The organism is Streptomyces sp. NPDC058525, from assembly GCF_042719495.1.
GTDB lineage: Bacteria > Actinomycetota > Actinomycetes > Streptomycetales > Streptomycetaceae > Streptomyces.
Genome location: NZ_JBHXNP010000051.1, coordinates 1 through 16,449 on the forward strand (window position 1 = coordinate 1; position 16,449 = coordinate 16,449).

Here is a 16,449-nt window from a genome sequence, read left to right on the forward strand (position 1 = left end):
AGACTCCGTCCGGGGGGACCCCCAGGCGGGGCTGGATCTGCCTCCTGCCGCCGGTTCGGTGCGGCTGGAGGCAACATCCAGCCCCGCCGGCGTTTGAGGCGCGGGGGTCCGGGGGCGGAGCCCCCGAAGCGGGGGCCGGGGCGGAGCGCCCGGGCTACGCGAAGCGTTCGCGGAGGCGGTATTTCAGGACCTTGCGCAGGGCCTCGTTGCGAGGCAGCGCATCCAGCAGTTCCAACTGCTCCGGCAGCTTGTGCGGCGCCAGCCCCGCCCCCCGCAGGTACGCCGTCACCTCGGCCAGCGTCAGCGGCGCCGCGGCCGAACCCGCCGGCTGTTCGACCACCGCGCACACCCGCTCGCCCCGCTCGGGGTCCGGCAGCCCGATGACCGCCACGTCCGCGACCCCCGGCAGTTCGTGCAGCAGGTCCTCGATCTCCTTCGCCGAGATGTTCTCGCCCTTGCGGATGATGACGTCCTTGCTGCGCCCGGTCAGCACCAGGTACCCGTCCTCCGTGAGGTGCCCGAGGTCCCCGGTGATCAGGTAGCCGTCCGCGTCGAAGGCCTCCGGCGCGCCCGCCGCCGGGTCCTGGTTCAGGTAGCCCTGGCAGACCGCCTCCCCGCGGAGCCGGACCTCGCCGTCCGTCCCCGCCGGCAGCGTCGCGCCGTCCGGGCCGGTGATGCGGATGGACATTCCGGCCGGGGGCCGGCCCTCGGTGGTGGCCAGGTGGTGCGCGGTGTCGTCCGGGGAGCCCATGGTGATCATGGGGACCTCGGTCATGCCGTAGCCGTGGGTCAGCTGGCAGCCCATCTCCCGTACGACGGCGTGGTAGATCTCCGGCGGCTTCGGGGCTCCGCCGCCCGCCAGGAGCCGCAGGGTGGGGATGAGCGGGACGTCCGGGGTCTTGCGCTGTTCGGTGAGGAACATGGAGTAGAAGGCCGTGGAGCCGCCGGCGACGGTGACCCCGTGGCGGCGGTAGCCGTCCAGGGCGTCGGGCATCGCGAACTTCTCGAAGAGGACCGCGGGGAAGCCGTACAGCAGCAGCATCACGGTGTAGTCGGGCCCGGCTATGTGCGCGAAGGGGAAGGCCATCGAGCCGACGTCGGCCGGGGTCAGGCGCAGGGCGTGCGCGAGGCAGGAGCCGCCCGCGATCAGGGAGCGGTCGGTGTGCAGGACGCCCTTGGGGTCGGAGGTGGTGCCGGAGGTCCAGTAGATCCACCGGACGTCGGTGCCGGAGGCGGGCGGCGGGGGCAGCAGGGAAGGGTCGCCGTCCGGGAGGCCGGCGTACGCGTCGAAGACGCCGCGGGCGCCGAGCCGCGCGGCCATCGCCGGGTAGTCGAAGCCCCGCCAGACGCCGGGGACGGCGAAGAACTCGGCCTTGGACTCGCGGAGCGCGAAGCCGACCTCGCGGTCCCGGTAGAAGGGGATCACGGGGGACTGGACGGCTCCGAGGCGGGCGAGGGCGGCCGAGAGCAGGACGGTCTCGATGCGGGTGGGGAGCTGCCAGGCGACGACGGTGCCGGGGCGCACGCCCATCGCGTACAGGCCGGCGGCGGCCCGTTCGGAGCGGTCGTGGAGCTCGCCGAAGGTCAGCCGGCGGTCGGCTGACGGGTCCGGGCGGGGCGTTTCGGTGGCCTCGATGAGGACGGTGGTGTCCGGGGTCAGGGCGGCGCGGCGGGCGATCAGTTCCCACAGGGTCGCGGAGCGGCTCAGTTCCGTCGCGGTGCCGGCCGGCGTCGTGTCCGTCATCCCAGACCTCCCATAACTGACCCAGTTAACTGACGGATAGTCAGATCAAGCGGAGAGCGTAGAGCGCCGGCGCTTGTCGGTCCAGGGGTGGCGGGGCTAGCTTGTTTCTGACGATCCATCAGATTGGGGAGACGGCATGGGACTGGAACTGCCACGGATCATCAGCGTCGACGACCACGTGATCGAGCCCGCGCACCTCTTCGACGTCTGGCTCCCGGCCAAGTACCGGGACCGCGGCCCCAAGGCGCTCACCGCGGGCATCGGCGAGCTGGAGTACACCGGCGGCAAGTACGTGATCACCATGGACCCCGACGGCCCGCCGACCGACTGGTGGATCTACGAGGACCTGAAGTTCCCGTACAAGCGCAACATCGCCGCCGTCGGCTTCGACCGCGACGACATGACGCTGGAGGGGATCACGCGCGAGGAGATGCGCCGGGGCTGCTGGGACCCCAAGGCGCGCCTCGCCGACATGGACCTCAACCACGTCGAGGCCTCGCTGTGCTTCCCGACCTTCCCCCGGTTCTGCGGCCAGACCTTCGCCGAGGCGCGGGACAAGGAAGTGGCGGTCGCGTGCGTGCGCGCCTACAACGACTGGATGGTCGAGGAGTGGTGCGGCGACAGCGGCGGCCGGCTGATCCCGCTGTGCATCATCCCGCTGTGGGACATCGACCTCGCCGTCGCCGAGATCCGGCGCAACGCGGCCCGCGGGGTGCGCGCGGTGACCTTCTCAGAGATCCCGACCTACCTCGGACTGCCCTCGATCCACTCCGGCTACTGGGACCCCTTCTTCGCCGTCTGCCAGGAGACCGGCACGGTGGTCAACATGCACATCGGGTCCAGCTCCCAGATGCCCGCCGCCTCCCCCGACGCGCCGCCCGCCGTGCAGGCCTCGCTCAGCTTCAACAACGCGATGGCCTCGATGATGGACTTCCTGTTCAGCGGCGTCCTGGTGAAGTTCCCGACGCTCAAGCTGGCCTACAGCGAGGGGCAGATGGGCTGGATCCCGTACGCCCTGGAGCGCGCCGACGACGTCTGGCAGGAGCACCGCGCCTGGGGCGGGGTCCGCGACCTGATCCCCGAGCCGCCCTCCACGTACTACTACCGGCAGATGTTCTGCTGCTTCTTCCGCGACAAGCACGGCATCGCCTCGCTCGACGTGGTCGGCCGCGACAACGCCACCTTCGAGACCGACTACCCGCACGTGGACTCGACCTTCCCGCACACCAAGGAGGTCGCCCTCGACCACGTGCAGGGCCTCGACGAGGAGACCGTCTACAAGCTGATGCGCGGCAACGCCATCCGCATGCTCGGCCTGGACTTCGACCGGGACCGGGTCAAGGGCCGCTGATGGACCTGACCTACACGGAGGAGGAGCAGGAGTTCCGGGCGCGGCTGCGCGGCTGGCTCGGCAAGGTGCTGCCCGAGCTGCCCGCCAAGCCCTCGCCGGACGACTGGCCCGGGCGGCGGGCGTACGACCTGGGCTGGCAGCGCCGGCTGTACGAGGCCGGGTACGCGGGCCTGCACTGGCCGGTGGACGCGGGCGGCCGCGGGGCCACCCCGACCCAGCACCTGATCTTCCTGGAGGAGACCGAGCGCGCGGGGGCCCCGTACGTCGGCGCCAACTTCGTCGGGCTGCTGCACGCCGGCCCGACCATCGCCGCCGAGGGGACGGCGGAGCAGCGGGCGCGCTGGCTGCCGCCCGTACTGCGCGGCGACGAGGTGTGGTGCCAGGGGTTCAGCGAGCCGGACGCCGGCTCCGACCTGGCCTCGCTGCGCACGCGCGCGGTCCGCGACGGCGACGAGTACGTGATCACCGGTTCGAAGATCTGGACCTCGCACGCGGAGGTCGCCGACTGGTGCGAACTGCTCGTACGGACGGACGCGGGGGCCCCGAAGCACCGCGGGATCTCCTGGCTGGCCATGCCCATGGACGCGCCGGGGGTCACGGTCCGGCCGCTGCGCACGCTGGCCGGGTCGGCGGAGTTCGCGGAGGTGTTCCTGGACGAGGTGCGGGTGCCGGTCGCCAACCGGGTCGGGGCGGAGAACGACGGGTGGCGGGTCACCATGGTCACCCTGTCCTTCGAGCGGGGCACGGCCTTCGTCGGGGAGGTCGTCGCCTGCCGCCGGACCCTGGGCGAGCTGGCCCGTACGGCGAAGGCGAACGGGCGCTGGGACGATCCGGTGCTGCGGCGCAGGCTGGGGCGGCTGTACGGGGAGTTCGGGGCGCTGTGGCGGCTCACGCAGTGGAACGTGAGCGAGTCGGAGCGGTCGGGCGGCGGGGTCCCGGGGATCGGCGGCTCCGTCTTCAAGCTCGCCTACTCGCACGCGCGGCAGGAGCTGTACGAGGTGGCGGCGCAGGTGCTGGGGCCGCTGTCGTTGTCGCTGGAGGAGGAGTGGACCCTGGACCGGCTCTCCTCGCTCTCGTACACGATCGCGGCGGGCACCTCGCAGATCCAGCACAACATCGTCGCCGAGCGGATCCTCGGCCTCCCGAAGGGCCGGTGAGGGGCATGGACTTCCAGCCGACCGAGGAGCAGCGGGACCTGCGGGCGGGCGTACGGGACCTGCTGGCGGGCCGCTACGGGCGCGAGGCCCTGCGGGCGTCGGTGGACTCGGGGGTGTGCGTGGACCGGGGGCTGTGGCGGGAGCTGGGCGAGGCGGGCTTCTTCGCGCTGCGGCTGCCGGAGTCCGAGGGCGGGGTCGGGCTCGGGCTGCCGGAGGCGGTGATCGTCTTCGAGGAGGCCGGGCGGGCGCTGCTGCCGGGTCCGCTGGTGGCCACGCACCTGGCGGCCGGGGTGGTCCCGGGCGCGGCGTCCGGGACCACGGTGGTCACGGCCTTCGACCTGGGCGGGGGCCTGGTCTCCCACCTGGGGGAGGCGGACGCGGTGCTGGGCGCGCCCGCGGTGCCGTCCGGCTCCCCGGTCCGCTCGGCGGACCCGCTGACGCCGCTGCACCGGGTGCCGTCGTCCGCGGGCGCCGTGCCGGACGCCTCGCCGTACGCCTCGCCGGACGCCTCGTACACGGCGGTGGGGGCGGTGCTGACGGCGGCGCTCCAGGTCGGCAGCGCGCTGCGGACAGTGGAGCTGGCGGTGCGGTACGCGGGGGAGCGCGAGCAGTTCGGGCAGCCGATCGGGGCGTTCCAGGCGGTCAAGCACCTGTGCGCGGGGATGCTGGTGCGGGCGGAGGTGGCCCGTACGGCGGTCTACGCGGCGGCGGTGACGGGTGACGGCGCCGAGATCGCGGCGGCCAAGCTCCTCGCGGACGAGGCCGCGGTGGCGGGCGCCCGGGACTGCCTCCAGGTGCACGGCGGGATGGGCTTCACGTGGGAGGCGGACGTGCATCTGCACCTGAAGCGGGCGTGGGTGCGGGCGGAGCAGTGGCGGACCGCGGCGGAGGCGGAGGAGCTGCTGGCGGCGGAACTGCTGGGTTCGGCACCGTAGCCGACTGTTACGGGAGCGAAGGCGCGGGACGCATGTCCGATTACGGAGAGTTGATATCGGTTTGTGTCCTTCGCCCCCCTCCTTACGGACCGGAGCCGTGGGGTCGCTCCGGTACGCTCCCACGAATGCGAGCGGTTGAGCGGCGCAGGCGTCGCACAGTATGCACCACGCCCACTCCTTCGCGCGGGAATATGCCCGAAGCGCTTGTTGTGGTGACTGTATGTCAACCATGCTGCTCCGCAAGGGGATCACAGCGGGTGATCCCATCCTGTCGCGAGGCGAAGTGTCCGCCGGTTCGGATGGTGTGAGCGGTGCAGGTGCTTCAGGTTCAGCTGGAGGTAGGACCGGACCCCGCCGAGGTCGGCCGGGCACGCCGGTGGGCCCGGTCGCGGCTGGCGGGCTCGGGCATAGGGGATGACGAACCGCTCGCGGAGACGCTGATCCTGCTGATCTCCGAGCTGGTCACGAACGCGGTCGTGCACACGGGCTGTCCGGCCGTGCTGCGCATGCTGTTCGGGGGGCCGGGGGTACGGGTCGAGGTCGCGGACGCCAGCGACCGCGCGCCGGCCCGCCGCCAGGCGGGCGGCGAGGACACCAACGGCCGGGGCCTGGAACTGGTGGACGGCCTGGCGGACCGCTGGGGCTGGCAGCGGGAGGGCGCGGGCAAGCGGATCTGGTGCGAGATCGACCGCGCACAGAAGTCGACGTCGGACGGGGCCACGGACGGCCCGCCGGAAATTCACCCCTCGATGAGGGAACCGCGCGTGTACCTCTAACGAGGTGTTGACGATCCGTCACATCTTGATCACCCTGGTGTGGAGCGATTCGACGCGAGGGGACGCCAAGGACACGCCTTGACGAGTGCGGGTCGCGGGGTGGCGGCTGCCGTGCCGCGCTCGGGGCGTGCATGCGCACCGCCGCCACCCGCAGGACCTCTTCCCGACGTGCCGGACCTACTTGCCGTCCGCGCAGATCACGTCGTACGGGCGGCCGATCGCCATGGTCAGTTCCATTGGTTCGGTGGTGCCCGACGGGCATTCGGTCTTTGTCTTGACCAGGCCGAGGACCTTGTACGAGCCGGCCGTGGTGCAGGGGACCTCCTGGGCCTGGTCGGTCACGCAGTCGCCCTGGACCAGCTGGCCGCCGCCTGCGCCCGCGTCGCCGGGGTGGTCGTCGGAGAGGTTGCGGCCGCAGACGGTGTTGGTCGGGATGCCGCCCTTCTTGCTGCTGCCGTAGGAGATGCTCACCTGGATCATCAGGTCGGTGCCGGGCGGGCACTGGATCGCGCCCGGGAGGATGCTCGCGTCCTTGATGTCGATCGCCTTGAAGGTGGCGCCGGAGGCCGAGCACTTCTGGGGGCGGTAGCCGTCGGGCTTGTTGTCCGGGTCGGGGCCGCCGCAGTCGCCGACCTTCCACGAGCTGGACGTGTCGGAGGAGGACTCGGGGTTGCCGGGGTCCGAGGGCTTCGAGGAGGACTTGGCGGACGGGGATGCGGTGGCGGAGGCCGCCCCCGTCGACGTGCCGGACTTGCCGTCGTCGTTGCCGAGCCACTGGGAGGCGCCGTAGATGCCGGCGATGACCAGGGCGACGGCCAGGAAGCCGGCGAGGCCGCCGTTCGAGCGGCGTCTGGGGGGCTGGGGCGGCGGCGGTGGGGCTGCCGCGTACGGGTTGGCCATGAGTGTCCTTCAGTGGTGAGGGTGGGTGGCAGTGGTGGGTGGGTGGGTGGTGTGCGGAGACGGGCGCGCGAACGGTGACGCGTCATGGACACCTCATGGTTCCACCCTGTGGAGGCCCCTCGTCGTTCAGGTCGGCGTTCCGGCCGCAGGCTCGGCGGCCGGGCATGGCACGAAACCCGCGATCACGGGCAGAAGAGCCACTCGTGGGGGGACCCGGCCGGGCGCGAAGGTAGGGGCATGACAGACCAGCCCACCGGCCGCAGCGCCGAGTTCACCGTCCTGACCACCGGCTACACCACCTCCACCGGGCCGGGCGTCGCCGCCACCGTCTCGTACGTCGCCGACGGCGACCGGCACGTGATCGTCGACCCCGGCATGGTGGCCCACCGCGACCGGATCCTCGGCCCGCTCGCCGAACTGGGCCTCGGGCCCGACGACATCACCGATGTCGTGCTCAGCCACCACCACCCCGACAACACCATGAACGTGGGGCTCTTCGCCCGCGCCCGGGTCCACGACCACAAGGCGGAGTACCAGGACGACCAGTGGACCGACCGGGACGCCGAGGGGTACGAGCTCACCGGCTCCCTGCGCCTGATCCGCACCCCCGGTCACAGCCCCGAGGACATCACCCTGCTCGCCGGCACCGCCGACGGCGTGGTCGCCTTCGTCGGCGACCTCTGGTGGCGTCCGGACGGCCCCGCCGAAGACCCGGTGGCGCCCGACCGGGACCTGCTGCGCAGCTCGCGCCGCCGGGTCCTGGGGGCGGCCGACGTGATCGTCCCGGGGCACGGGCGGCCGTTCCCGGCGGGCGACGAGGCCCCGCTCTAGCCGGATGTCCGCCCGGTCAACCGCACGCCGTCGCACCTCGTATGGGGGTTCTGCTGTGTCGTCGTCGCGCCGCGGTCGGCTACTCGGGCCTGGTCGCGGTCGTCACCTGGCAGGCCGGCCGCGGCCAGTCGCTGGTCCACCCGGACGGCGCGACGCTCGCCGCCGCGGGCGGGGTGCTGCTGCTCACCGTCGCGGTCACCGTGCGGACCGTCGTACGCGCCCGCCGCCGGGCCGCCGCGGCGCCCTGACCTCAGAGGACGGCGGCGCCCCGACCTCAGAGGACGGCGGCGCCCCGACCTCAGAGGACGGCGGCGCCCTGACCTCAGAGGACGGCCACCGGGGCCACCGGGGTGCCCGTGCCGCCGACGAAGGGTTCGGGCATGGCCGACAGGAGGAAGGCGTACCGGTTCTCTTCCGCACAGGCTGTGGACAACTTTTCGAGATTCCAGTTCTGGCCCTGGAGCATGCCCATCTCGACCAGGTCGAGGGCGTGCACCGGCAGCCACAGGTTGTCGATCTCCGGCGGGAAGATCTCGAAGGTGAGCGTGTCGTTCGCGACGGCCGCCACGTCCCGCGCGTGGAACCACTCGGGAGTGCGGACGGACAGCCCAGGGGACGGGAAGCCGTAGCCGTGCTTGTCGCCCGCCAGGTAGACCTGGATCTGTCCCGTGCGGACCAGGACGATGTCGCCGGCGCGCACCGCGACCCCGCCGAACTCCTCCGCCTCGGCCAGGTCTTCGGGCGTCACGGCGTGTCCGCCGGGCAGCCGGTCCAGGCCCTTGGCGCGTGCCACGTCCAGCAGGACCCCGCGCGAGACGATGTGCCCGGCCTTGTCGATGCCGCTGAACTCCGACCGGGAGTGCGCGGTGATCGAGGAGGCCGGGCGGCCGTTGTAGATCCGCCCCGAGTGCGAGACGTGCGTCAGGGCGTCCCAGTGGGTGCCCGCCTGGAGGCCCATGGTCACCGCGTCGTCGCTGCACGCCACCGTGCCCGGCCCGAAGAGCTCCTGGTTGATCTGCACCATCGTGTGCAGCGGGTTGATCCGGCCGGGGATCATCCCGGCCTGCACCCCGTCCTCCTTGAGGGGCAGGGCCAGCGGGATGCGGCGGCCCGTACGGATCGCCGCCGCGGCCTCCCGGACCACCTCGTCGGTCACCAGGTTCAGGGTGCCGATCTCGTCCTCGGCGCCCCAGCGCCCCCAGTTGTTGACGCGCTTGGCGATGTCGTGGAACTCGGCGGGCAGTGACATGGGCCTCAACAGCTCCTTGTGTGGAAACGGCAACGAGGTCTTGTGCAGGTGCGTCTGACTCCCCATAGAATCTAACGGTCCGTCAGAAAACGCGGGAAGGGGCCGGACGTGGGGAACTTCTTGGCAGGCAAGGTCGTCGCCGTCACCGGCGCCGGCCGGGGCATCGGGCGGGCCGTGGCACTCGCCGCGGCCGCCGAGGGCGCCAAGGTCGTCGTCAACGACTACGGAGTGGGCATCGAGGGCGGGGAGCCCACCAGCGAGGTCGCCGAGTCCGTGGTGAAGGAGATCCTCGCGGCGGGCGGCGAAGCCGTCGCCGTCGCCGACGACATCTCCACCATGGCGGGCGGCCAGCGCATCGTCGACACCGCGCTCGCCCGGTACGGGCGCATCGACGGCGTCGTGTGCGTGGCGGGCATCCTGCGCGAGCGGATGCTCTTCAACATGTCCGAGGAGGAGTGGGACCCGGTGGTCGCCACCCACCTCAAGGGCACCTTCACGGTCTTCCGCGCCGCCTCCGCCGTCATGCGCCGGCAGGGCTCGGGCACCCTCATCGGCTTCACCAGCGGCAACCACCAGGGCTCCGTCGCCCAGGCCAACTACAGCGCGGCCAAGGGCGGGATCATCTCCCTCGTCCGCTCCGCCGCGCTGGGCCTGGCCAAGTACGGGGTCACGGCCAACGCCGTCGCACCCGTGGCCCGCACCCGCATGTCCGCGAACGTCCCCATGGAGCTCAAGGAGATCGGCGAGCCCGAGGACGTCGCGGCCCTCGTCACCTACCTCCTCAGCGACCGGGCCAGGGCCGAGGACATCACCGGGCAGGTCTACACGATCGCCGGCCCGAAGATCGCCGTCTGGGCCCAGCCGCGCGAACTGCGCGCCGGGTACGCCGAAGGCTCCTGGACCCCCGAGAAGATCGCCGACTTCCTGCCCGGGACGGTGGGCAAGGACCCGATGCCGCTGCTCGCGCAGCTGGAGGCCATGGCCAAGGCGGCGGCCGCCAAGGACCGCCCCAACGCGTAGGACCGGGGGAGAGCGGCGTGGATTTCGGCTTCGGGGCGCAGGACGAGGAGCTGCGCGGGCGTGCCCGCGCCTGGCTGACGGAGCACCTCGTGGGCCCGTACGCGCAGGCGCGGGGCCTCGGCGGGCCGGGCAGCGAGCACGAGGGGGTCGGGGCGCGGCGGGCGTGGGAGCGCGAGCTGGGCCGGGGCGGCTGGATCGGGCAGGGCTGGGAGGCCGAGGGGTACGGGAACCGGCGGCTCTCGCTGACCGGGCAGGTGGTGTGGGCCGAGGAGTACGCGGCGCTGCGCGCGCCCGGCCGGGTCGGCCACATCGGGGAGAACCTCCTCGCGCCCACGCTCCTCGCGTACGGCACGCGGGAGCAGCGCGAGCGCTTCCTGCCCGCCATCGCGCGCGGCGAGGAGCTGTGGTGCCAGGGGTACAGCGAGCCGGGCGCCGGGTCCGACCTCGCGGGGATCCGTACGGCGGCGGTACGGGACGCCGCCGACGGGCTCTTCCGGGTCACCGGCCAGAAGATCTGGACCTCGCTCGCCCAAGACGCCGACTGGTGCTTCGTACTGGCCCGCACCGAGCCGGGGTCGCGGCGGCACCGGGGGCTGTCGTTCCTGCTCGTGCGGATGGACCAGCCCGGCCGGATCGACGTGCGGCCGATCCGGCAGATGTCGGGGACCTCGGAGTTCAACGAGGTGTTCTTCGACGGGGCGGTGGCCGCCGAGGTCGTCGGCGCCGAGGGCGGCGGCTGGGGCGTGGCCATGGGGCTGCTCGCCCTGGAGCGGGGGGTCTCGACCCTGGTCCAGCAGATCGGCTTCGCGGCGGAACTGGAGCGGGTGCTGGCGGCGTACGCGGCCTCGGACGCCGCGGATCCGGTCCTGCGCGAACGCCTCGTACGGCAGTGGGCCGAGCTGCGCACCATGCGGTGGAACGCGCTGCGCACGCTGGGCGGCGGCGCGGCCGGCGACGCGGGCGCGCCGAGCGTGGCCAAGCTGCTGTGGGGCGGGTGGCACCGGCGGCTCGGCGAGCTGGCGGTGGAGGTCCGCGGCGCGGCGGCCGCGGCCGGCCCGGAGCTGTGGGAGCCGGGGCTGGCGTACGAGCTGGGGCTCGACGAGGCGCAGCGGCTCTTCCTGTTCACCCGGGCCGACACGATCTACGGCGGTTCGGACGAGATCCAGCGCAACATCATCGCCGAGCGCGTGCTCGGCCTGCCTAAGGAGTCCAGGTGAGAGGCGTCGTATTCGACGGCAAGCAGGCCCAGGTGGTCGACGACCTGGAGATCCGCGATCCGGGGCCGGGCGAGGTGCTGGTCGCGATCGGGGCGGCCGGGCTGTGCCACAGCGACCTGTCGGTGATCGACGGGACGATTCCGTTCCCGCCGCCGGTGGTGCTCGGGCACGAGGGCGCGGGGGTGGTCGAGGCGGTCGGCGCGGGGGTCGCGCACGTGTCGCCCGGCGATCACGTGGCGCTGTCCACGCTGGCCAACTGCGGTGCGTGCGCGGACTGCGACCGGGGCCGGCCGACGATGTGCCGCAAGGCGATCGGGATGCCGGGGCAGCCGTTCTCGCGGGGCGGGAAGCCGCTCTTCCAGTTCGCCTCCAACTCGGCCTTCGCGGAGCGGACGATCGTCAAGGCCGTGCAGGCGGTGAAGATCCCGGCGGACATACCGCTGACCTCGGCGGCCCTGATCGGCTGCGGGGTGCTGACGGGCGTGGGCGCGGTGCTGAACCGGGCCAAGGTGGACCGCGGCGAGTCGGTGGTGGTGATCGGCACCGGGGGGATCGGGCTGAACGTGCTCCAGGGGGCGCGGATCGCGGGGGCCACGACGATCGTGGCGGTCGACGCGAACCCGGCGAAGGAGGCGGTGGCCCGGCAGTTCGGGGCCACCCACTTCATCGACGCCTCGGCGGTCCCGGACTCCTCGGCGGCGGTGAAGGAGATCCTGCCCACCGGCGCGGACCACGCCTTCGAGTGCGTGGGCAGCGTGAAGCTGATCCGCCAGGCCATCGACCTCCTCGACCGGCACGGGCAGGCGGTCCTGCTGGGCGTGCCCGGCTTCACGGAGGAGGCCTCGTTCCTCGTCTCGTCGATGTACCTGGACAAGACGATCATGGGCTGCCGGTACGGGTCCTCGCGGCCGCAGCGGGACATCGCGCTGTACGCCGAGCTCTACCGGCAGGGCCGGCTGCTGCTGGACGAGCTGGTGACGGAGGTCTACCCGGTGGAGGACTTCGCCAAGGCCGCGGACGACGCCCACCACGGGCGGGTGGCGCGCGGGGTCCTCACGTTCTGACAGCCCCGGGACCGGGCCGGGTCCTCTTCGTCGCTATGACAAGGCCGGCAGCAGCATGGCGTCGTAGACCGGGGATTCGGGTGCGTGCTTGATGCGGCCGATGACCTCGTACCCCCAGCGCGGGTACGCGGACCTCGCCGGCTCGTTGTCGACGATGCAGGTGAGGGTGGTCCACGGTTCGGCACGGCCGCGGACCATCTCGTCGTGCAGGGCCCGCCCGATGCCTTGGGCGGTGTGCTGGGGCAGAACCATCAGCTCCCGCAGCCAGAAGACACCGCCGGCCTGAGCGGCCTCCTTGGCGCCGGCGGGGAGTTTCTCGTCCAGGGAGGCCCACCAGGCACGGTCGGGTGTGAGGGTGACGCCGTGCACGTAGCCCACGAACGTGCCGTCGGCGAGGTGGGCGGTGACCACTTCGAAGCCCGTCATGGTGTAGGCGGCGGTGAGCCGGTGGGTGAACGTCTCCACGGAGAAGAACGGGTCGCTGACATAGGGGGGAACGTTGTAGACCTCGGCATAGACGGCGGTCAGCTCGTCCGTGATCTTCCGCGCAGAGTCGGGGACGTGCCGGGTGAAGGTGAGCTGCGGGGTGGTTTTGGTCATGAGCTTCCTTCCGTGGTCTCGCTACGCGATGTGCGCGGCGATCAGGTCAGCCGTGTCCCGGGCAGTCGGGCTCGGGTGGTGGTGGAGGCTATCGCGTACCAGGGCCAGCTGGCGGCGGTTGCGGCTGGAGGACTGCCCGCCTTCGATGAGCCGCAAGGACTCCTTTGCGGCGTCTGCGGTGCGGTCGAGGTCATGGGCCTGGACAGCCGTGTGGGCCAGCCGGGCCAGGCACATGCCCCGGTTGCGGGAGTGTTCGATGGCCTGGAGGCCGGCTGAGCGCTCCAGGAGTCGGACGGCGCGCTTGTGCTGTCCGAGGTCGGAGCGGCACATGCCTTCCAGGCAGAGGAGTTCGGGTTCGTTGAGAAAGCCGGTCCACTTCGGGTCACGGCCGCTCGTGCCTTGATCGAATGCGCGCCAGGCCCGCTTGATGGAGTGGGAGGTGTTCATCTCGTCGCCGAGCCGTGCGTAGCCCTGAGCGGCACGGATGGCCAGGAGAGCGGTGACGCGGGGCGGAGCATCCCATTTGGGGGCGTACTGCTCGGCGGTGCGCGCGAAGCGTACCGATTCCCGAGGCTTGCCGAGGTCGACGGACTGACGGGCCATGTTCGACAGTGTCCGGGTGGCCAGCGGATAGTCAGTGGAGATCATTGCGGTGTTGAGTGCCTCGGAGAAGAAGACACGAGCCTGGGTCTGCTGGTCGGCGTCGTAGCAGAACCATCCGAGGCTGGTGGTGAGCTGCCCGGCGATGCTGTGCAGCTCCTGGCCGATGTCATCGCTGTAGGCGCCGTGGTCTATGACGTGGTGCACCCATGACAGATGCATTCTGGCGGTGCGCCAAAGTCGGTCACCGCCGAAGCGCTGGTCGATGGCATCAAGGTCAGCGGCCGTCGCCGCCAGCAGGTCGATCTCTTCGCGGCCGACACGTAGTTCGGTGGTGGCGCGAGCAGATGACGGGCTGTGCCAGGGCAGCCCGATCACGGCTGCACCGGCCCCGAGGACTGTTCGGCGGTCCACGGGCGGAATCATCTCCCCTGACCCCTGCACGAGGTCAGTCAAGTCTGTCCGGACGCCGGTGAAACCGAGAGCCTCCGGGCCACGGCCGAATGCGCTCCGCAGCGCCGTTGCCTGATCGGGTCGCGGCCACGGGGGGTTCCTCGATTCCCACGAACGGTACGTGCGCACGCTGATCGAATACCCGGGGCGGCCAAGCGCTGCGGTCCCGGCCCTTGAGATTTCCTCGGCGGCCTTCTCCTGCGAGAACCAGCCCTTGGCGGTTCTGGCCGCGAAGAGCCGCTCGTTGGCGGGGGTTCGCATGACATCGCTCCTGTCGTACGTAGGGCTCCCGCACAACGTAAGGGCCGACTGCTGTTCAACGCGCGTCGTGCGGGGATCTCGCGAGGACTCGTCGCATCAGTGCCGCCGAAGTGCCGCTGAACTTCCCCTTCGCTGCCTCGCCGGCTCGCGCCGGTCGCGAGACGCTCGGAAACCACCCGCTGACAACGGTATGGAGCACCCCGTGACCAGTCCCGCGCCCCGCGGCGTATTGAGCCTCGACACCCCCGACGGCATGTCTGCCGGGATGGTCGCGGTGTGTCCGCCCAGCGCTGATCTCCTCGACCGTGCGCTGGTCGGCTTCGAACGGTTCGCCGCGGCCGTCGAGGCCCAGCCCGATGAGTGAGGAGTACGCGTACGTGCCGCATCCGCTGCTCCGCACCCGTGTCCGGGACATCGCCTCCGGCGTCGAAGGCGAGCTGATGGCGGTCATCAACGAGAATGTCTCGCAGACCGGTGTCGAGCACTGGATCGAGCTCGCGTACATCCGCGGCCCGTCGGGCCGGGAGGTCTCGACGGCCGTCGGCAACGTCGAGCCCGCCTGAGGTGGGGGGACGGGCCCGGCTCAGTCCGCCAGCCGTCCGAAGCGGCCCTTGTGGAAGAGCAGCGGGCCGTCCTCGCCCGCCGCGCCCATGGCCACGACCCGGCCGACCACGATGAGGTGGTCGCCGCCGGTGTGGACGGCGTGGATCCGGCAGTCGATCCAGGCGGGCACGGCGTCGAGCTGCGGGGAGCCGGTGACGGGGGCCGGCCTGTGGGTCACCCCGGCGAACTTGTCCGCGCCGCTGACCGCGAAGGACCGGCACAGCTCGCCCTGCTCGGCCCCGAGGACGTTCACGCAGAACACCCCGGCGCGGGCGATGCGCGGCCAGGTGGTCGACGTACGGGCCACCATGAAGGTGACCAGCGGCGGGTCCAGGGACAGCGAGGCGAAGGACTGGCAGGCGAAGCCGGCCGGGCCCGCCCCGTCCTCGCCGGGCGGCGCGGTGATGACGGTGACCCCGCTGGCGAAGTTCCCGAGCACGGCCCGGAACTCGGCGGGGGAGACCGGCGCGCGCTCGTCCTCGCCGACGGCGCGCAGATCGGGACGCGGCAGGGCGTCGACGGGCTCGGGCCCCTGCTCCGGCGAGGCGGAGGTGGGGGAGCCGACTGACCTGAGGTATCGGACGACGGTGGCCGCCATCCCTGCGTGTCCCATCACACCCACGATTGAACCTGACGGTTCGTCAGATGGGAAGGGAGGTGCGCGGTCCGCCTGGCCACCGGAGTGCTCGCCTTGGCTGTACGGAGACCCTGACCTGGGAGACCTGTGGCTGCTGAGAAAAGTCTGATTCGGTTCCGAACTTCCTTGTGATGAATGAGACATGACCCTCCGTCATGAGATCGGGAGGCCGTGTGTACAGTCGTCGGCAACGACAGCGACGTCGGGGGCTGGGGTGGGCATGGCGAACGGCTTTCGCAACCGGGCCGAGCGGATCGCACTGGGTGCGATGGCGACCGCGGGCGTCGGGGTCCTGCTCGCCGACCTGCTCGGCTGGCTCGACAAGATGGCCCCCGGCGGCACCCTCCCCAAGATCACGCTGCTGATCCTGAGCACGGTCACCCTCTTCCTCCTTATGGAGTTCGACCGCCTGAAGGTGCTCGACACCATGAACGCGCAGGTCTCCCGCCTCGACATCGACGGCATCGAGGGGCAGCTGCGGCGCGAGCGCTACGACGGGGTGACCAGGGTGCACCCGAGTTTCCCCGAGGCGGCCTTCATCGAGCTGCTGAAGAACGCCCGGTGGGAGGTGGCCATCCTGCAGACCTGGATACCCAACCTCGAGCAGCTGAAGACCGAGCTCACCAAGGCCGTCACGGAACGGCGGGCCGAGGTGCGCATCCTGCTGCTGCACCCCTCCTCCCTGGTGGCGGACCTGCGCGACCGGGCCTTGCAGACCGGAGAGGCCGGCCGGGTGGACGTGCGCGGGAGCCTGGAGCTCCTCAAGTCGGTCTACGACGCCGTCCCGGCGGAGCTCCGGCACAGGCTCCAGGTCCGCGTGTACAACTCCCTCCCGTCGATCGCCGTGTACAAGGCCGACGAGCGCTACCTGGTCAGCTCGTTCCTGCACGGGCGGCTCGCCATCCAGTCCACCCAGCTGGAGATCGACGGGTGCGAGACGGCGATGGGCCGGGAAGTCCAAGAGGAACTGGACAAGTTGTGGGGCATCGGCCGCGACGTCGACCTCCGCGACTGGCAGAGATCAATCGACACCATGAATTAGAGGTAACGG

At 71.6% G+C, this 16,449-nt stretch carries 18 protein-coding genes; 12 read left to right on the forward strand and 6 right to left on the reverse strand.

The features are described 5' to 3' along the window. Window positions 1-154 precede the first annotated feature (154 nt). The gene (locus tag ACFWP3_RS23170) at window positions 155-1,744 is read right to left on the reverse strand and encodes a class I adenylate-forming enzyme family protein (protein WP_384224162.1); all 1,590 of its coding nucleotides are present in this window, start codon (window positions 1,742-1,744) and stop codon (window positions 155-157) included. Between the two features lie 136 nt (window positions 1,745-1,880). Between ACFWP3_RS23170 and ACFWP3_RS23175 the strand changes: the two genes are divergently transcribed. The 4 genes from ACFWP3_RS23175 to ACFWP3_RS23190 all read left to right on the forward strand — a co-directional run bounded on the left by ACFWP3_RS23175 (window position 1,881) and on the right by ACFWP3_RS23190 (window position 5,963). Continuing rightward, window positions 1,881-3,095 (forward strand): amidohydrolase family protein, encoded by a 1,215-nt coding sequence (locus ACFWP3_RS23175; RefSeq protein WP_384224165.1) that lies wholly within the window; start codon window positions 1,881-1,883, stop codon window positions 3,093-3,095. Beyond that, on the forward strand, window positions 3,095-4,252 hold the full coding sequence (locus ACFWP3_RS23180; protein ID WP_384224167.1) for an acyl-CoA dehydrogenase family protein: 1,158 nt from the start codon (window positions 3,095-3,097) through the stop codon (window positions 4,250-4,252). Before ACFWP3_RS23175 ends, ACFWP3_RS23180 begins: the two co-directional genes overlap by 1 nt. 5 nt (window positions 4,253-4,257) lie before the next feature. Further along, window positions 4,258-5,187, forward strand: coding sequence for an acyl-CoA dehydrogenase family protein (locus ACFWP3_RS23185; RefSeq protein ID WP_384224170.1), 930 nt, complete (start codon window positions 4,258-4,260; stop codon window positions 5,185-5,187). A 311-nt stretch (window positions 5,188-5,498) separates the two neighbouring features. Continuing rightward, complete coding sequence (locus ACFWP3_RS23190; RefSeq protein ID WP_384224173.1) at window positions 5,499-5,963, forward strand: ATP-binding protein; 465 nt, start codon at window positions 5,499-5,501, stop codon at window positions 5,961-5,963. Window positions 5,964-6,140: 177 nt separating this feature from the next. On the opposite strand, the gene ACFWP3_RS23195 is transcribed toward ACFWP3_RS23190, so the two are convergent. Further along, window positions 6,141-6,863 (reverse strand): hypothetical protein, encoded by a 723-nt coding sequence (locus tag ACFWP3_RS23195; protein ID WP_384224176.1) that lies wholly within the window; start codon window positions 6,861-6,863, stop codon window positions 6,141-6,143. Window positions 6,864-7,100: 237 nt separating this feature from the next. On the opposite strand from ACFWP3_RS23195, the gene ACFWP3_RS23200 reads away from it, so the two are divergent. Both ACFWP3_RS23200 and ACFWP3_RS23205 read left to right on the forward strand, forming a co-directional pair. Further along, complete coding sequence (locus ACFWP3_RS23200; protein WP_384224179.1) at window positions 7,101-7,694, forward strand: MBL fold metallo-hydrolase; 594 nt, start codon at window positions 7,101-7,103, stop codon at window positions 7,692-7,694. Between the two features lie 41 nt (window positions 7,695-7,735). After that, window positions 7,736-7,942: a hypothetical protein gene (locus ACFWP3_RS23205; RefSeq protein WP_384224183.1), complete on the forward strand. Its 207-nt coding sequence runs from the start codon at window positions 7,736-7,738 to the stop codon at window positions 7,940-7,942. Between the two features lie 74 nt (window positions 7,943-8,016). Here ACFWP3_RS23205 and ACFWP3_RS23210 read toward each other — a convergent pair whose 3' ends face one another. Further along, a complete protein-coding gene (locus ACFWP3_RS23210; protein ID WP_384224186.1) occupies window positions 8,017-8,943 on the reverse strand; it encodes a cyclase family protein in 927 nt (308 codons plus the stop codon). A 108-nt stretch (window positions 8,944-9,051) separates the two neighbouring features. Here ACFWP3_RS23210 and ACFWP3_RS23215 point away from each other — a divergent pair, with 108 nt between their 5' ends. The 3 genes from ACFWP3_RS23215 to ACFWP3_RS23225 are packed head-to-tail and all read left to right on the forward strand — an operon-like array spanning window position 9,052 to window position 12,244. Beyond that, entirely contained in the window at window positions 9,052-9,963 is a 912-nt protein-coding gene (locus tag ACFWP3_RS23215) for an SDR family NAD(P)-dependent oxidoreductase (RefSeq protein WP_384224189.1), read from the forward strand. A 17-nt stretch (window positions 9,964-9,980) separates the two neighbouring features. After that, window positions 9,981-11,180 carry an acyl-CoA dehydrogenase family protein gene (locus tag ACFWP3_RS23220; protein WP_384224192.1) on the forward strand — a complete coding sequence of 400 codons (1,200 nt, stop codon included), beginning with the start codon at window positions 9,981-9,983 and terminating at the stop codon, window positions 11,178-11,180. Beyond that, on the forward strand, window positions 11,177-12,244 hold the full coding sequence (locus ACFWP3_RS23225; protein ID WP_384224195.1) for a Zn-dependent alcohol dehydrogenase: 1,068 nt from the start codon (window positions 11,177-11,179) through the stop codon (window positions 12,242-12,244). The genes ACFWP3_RS23220 and ACFWP3_RS23225 overlap by 4 nt, the downstream gene beginning before the upstream one ends. Before the next feature lie 33 nt (window positions 12,245-12,277). On the opposite strand, the gene ACFWP3_RS23230 is transcribed toward ACFWP3_RS23225, so the two are convergent. Together ACFWP3_RS23230 and ACFWP3_RS23235 are read right to left on the reverse strand one after the other, a co-directional pair. Then, window positions 12,278-12,844, reverse strand: a complete 567-nt coding sequence (locus ACFWP3_RS23230; RefSeq protein WP_384224198.1) for a GNAT family N-acetyltransferase — start codon at window positions 12,842-12,844, stop codon at window positions 12,278-12,280. 21 nt (window positions 12,845-12,865) lie between these two features. After that, on the reverse strand, window positions 12,866-14,158 hold the full coding sequence (locus ACFWP3_RS23235; protein WP_384224201.1) for a hypothetical protein: 1,293 nt from the start codon (window positions 14,156-14,158) through the stop codon (window positions 12,866-12,868). 202 nt (window positions 14,159-14,360) lie between these two features. On the opposite strand from ACFWP3_RS23235, the gene ACFWP3_RS23240 reads away from it, so the two are divergent. Together ACFWP3_RS23240 and ACFWP3_RS23245 are read left to right on the forward strand one after the other, a co-directional pair. Continuing rightward, the gene (locus tag ACFWP3_RS23240) at window positions 14,361-14,522 is read left to right on the forward strand and encodes a hypothetical protein (protein WP_384224203.1); all 162 of its coding nucleotides are present in this window, start codon (window positions 14,361-14,363) and stop codon (window positions 14,520-14,522) included. Beyond that, window positions 14,515-14,721, forward strand: coding sequence for a hypothetical protein (locus tag ACFWP3_RS23245; protein ID WP_384224205.1), 207 nt, complete (start codon window positions 14,515-14,517; stop codon window positions 14,719-14,721). Before ACFWP3_RS23240 ends, ACFWP3_RS23245 begins: the two co-directional genes overlap by 8 nt. Window positions 14,722-14,741: 20 nt before the next feature. Here ACFWP3_RS23245 and ACFWP3_RS23250 read toward each other — a convergent pair whose 3' ends face one another. Beyond that, complete coding sequence (locus ACFWP3_RS23250; RefSeq protein ID WP_384224311.1) at window positions 14,742-15,359, reverse strand: flavin reductase family protein; 618 nt, start codon at window positions 15,357-15,359, stop codon at window positions 14,742-14,744. 259 nt (window positions 15,360-15,618) lie between these two features. Between ACFWP3_RS23250 and ACFWP3_RS23255 the strand changes: the two genes are divergently transcribed. Continuing rightward, window positions 15,619-16,440, forward strand: a complete 822-nt coding sequence (locus ACFWP3_RS23255) for a hypothetical protein (RefSeq protein ID WP_384224207.1) — start codon at window positions 15,619-15,621, stop codon at window positions 16,438-16,440. The last annotated feature ends 9 nt before the right edge of the window (window positions 16,441-16,449 follow it).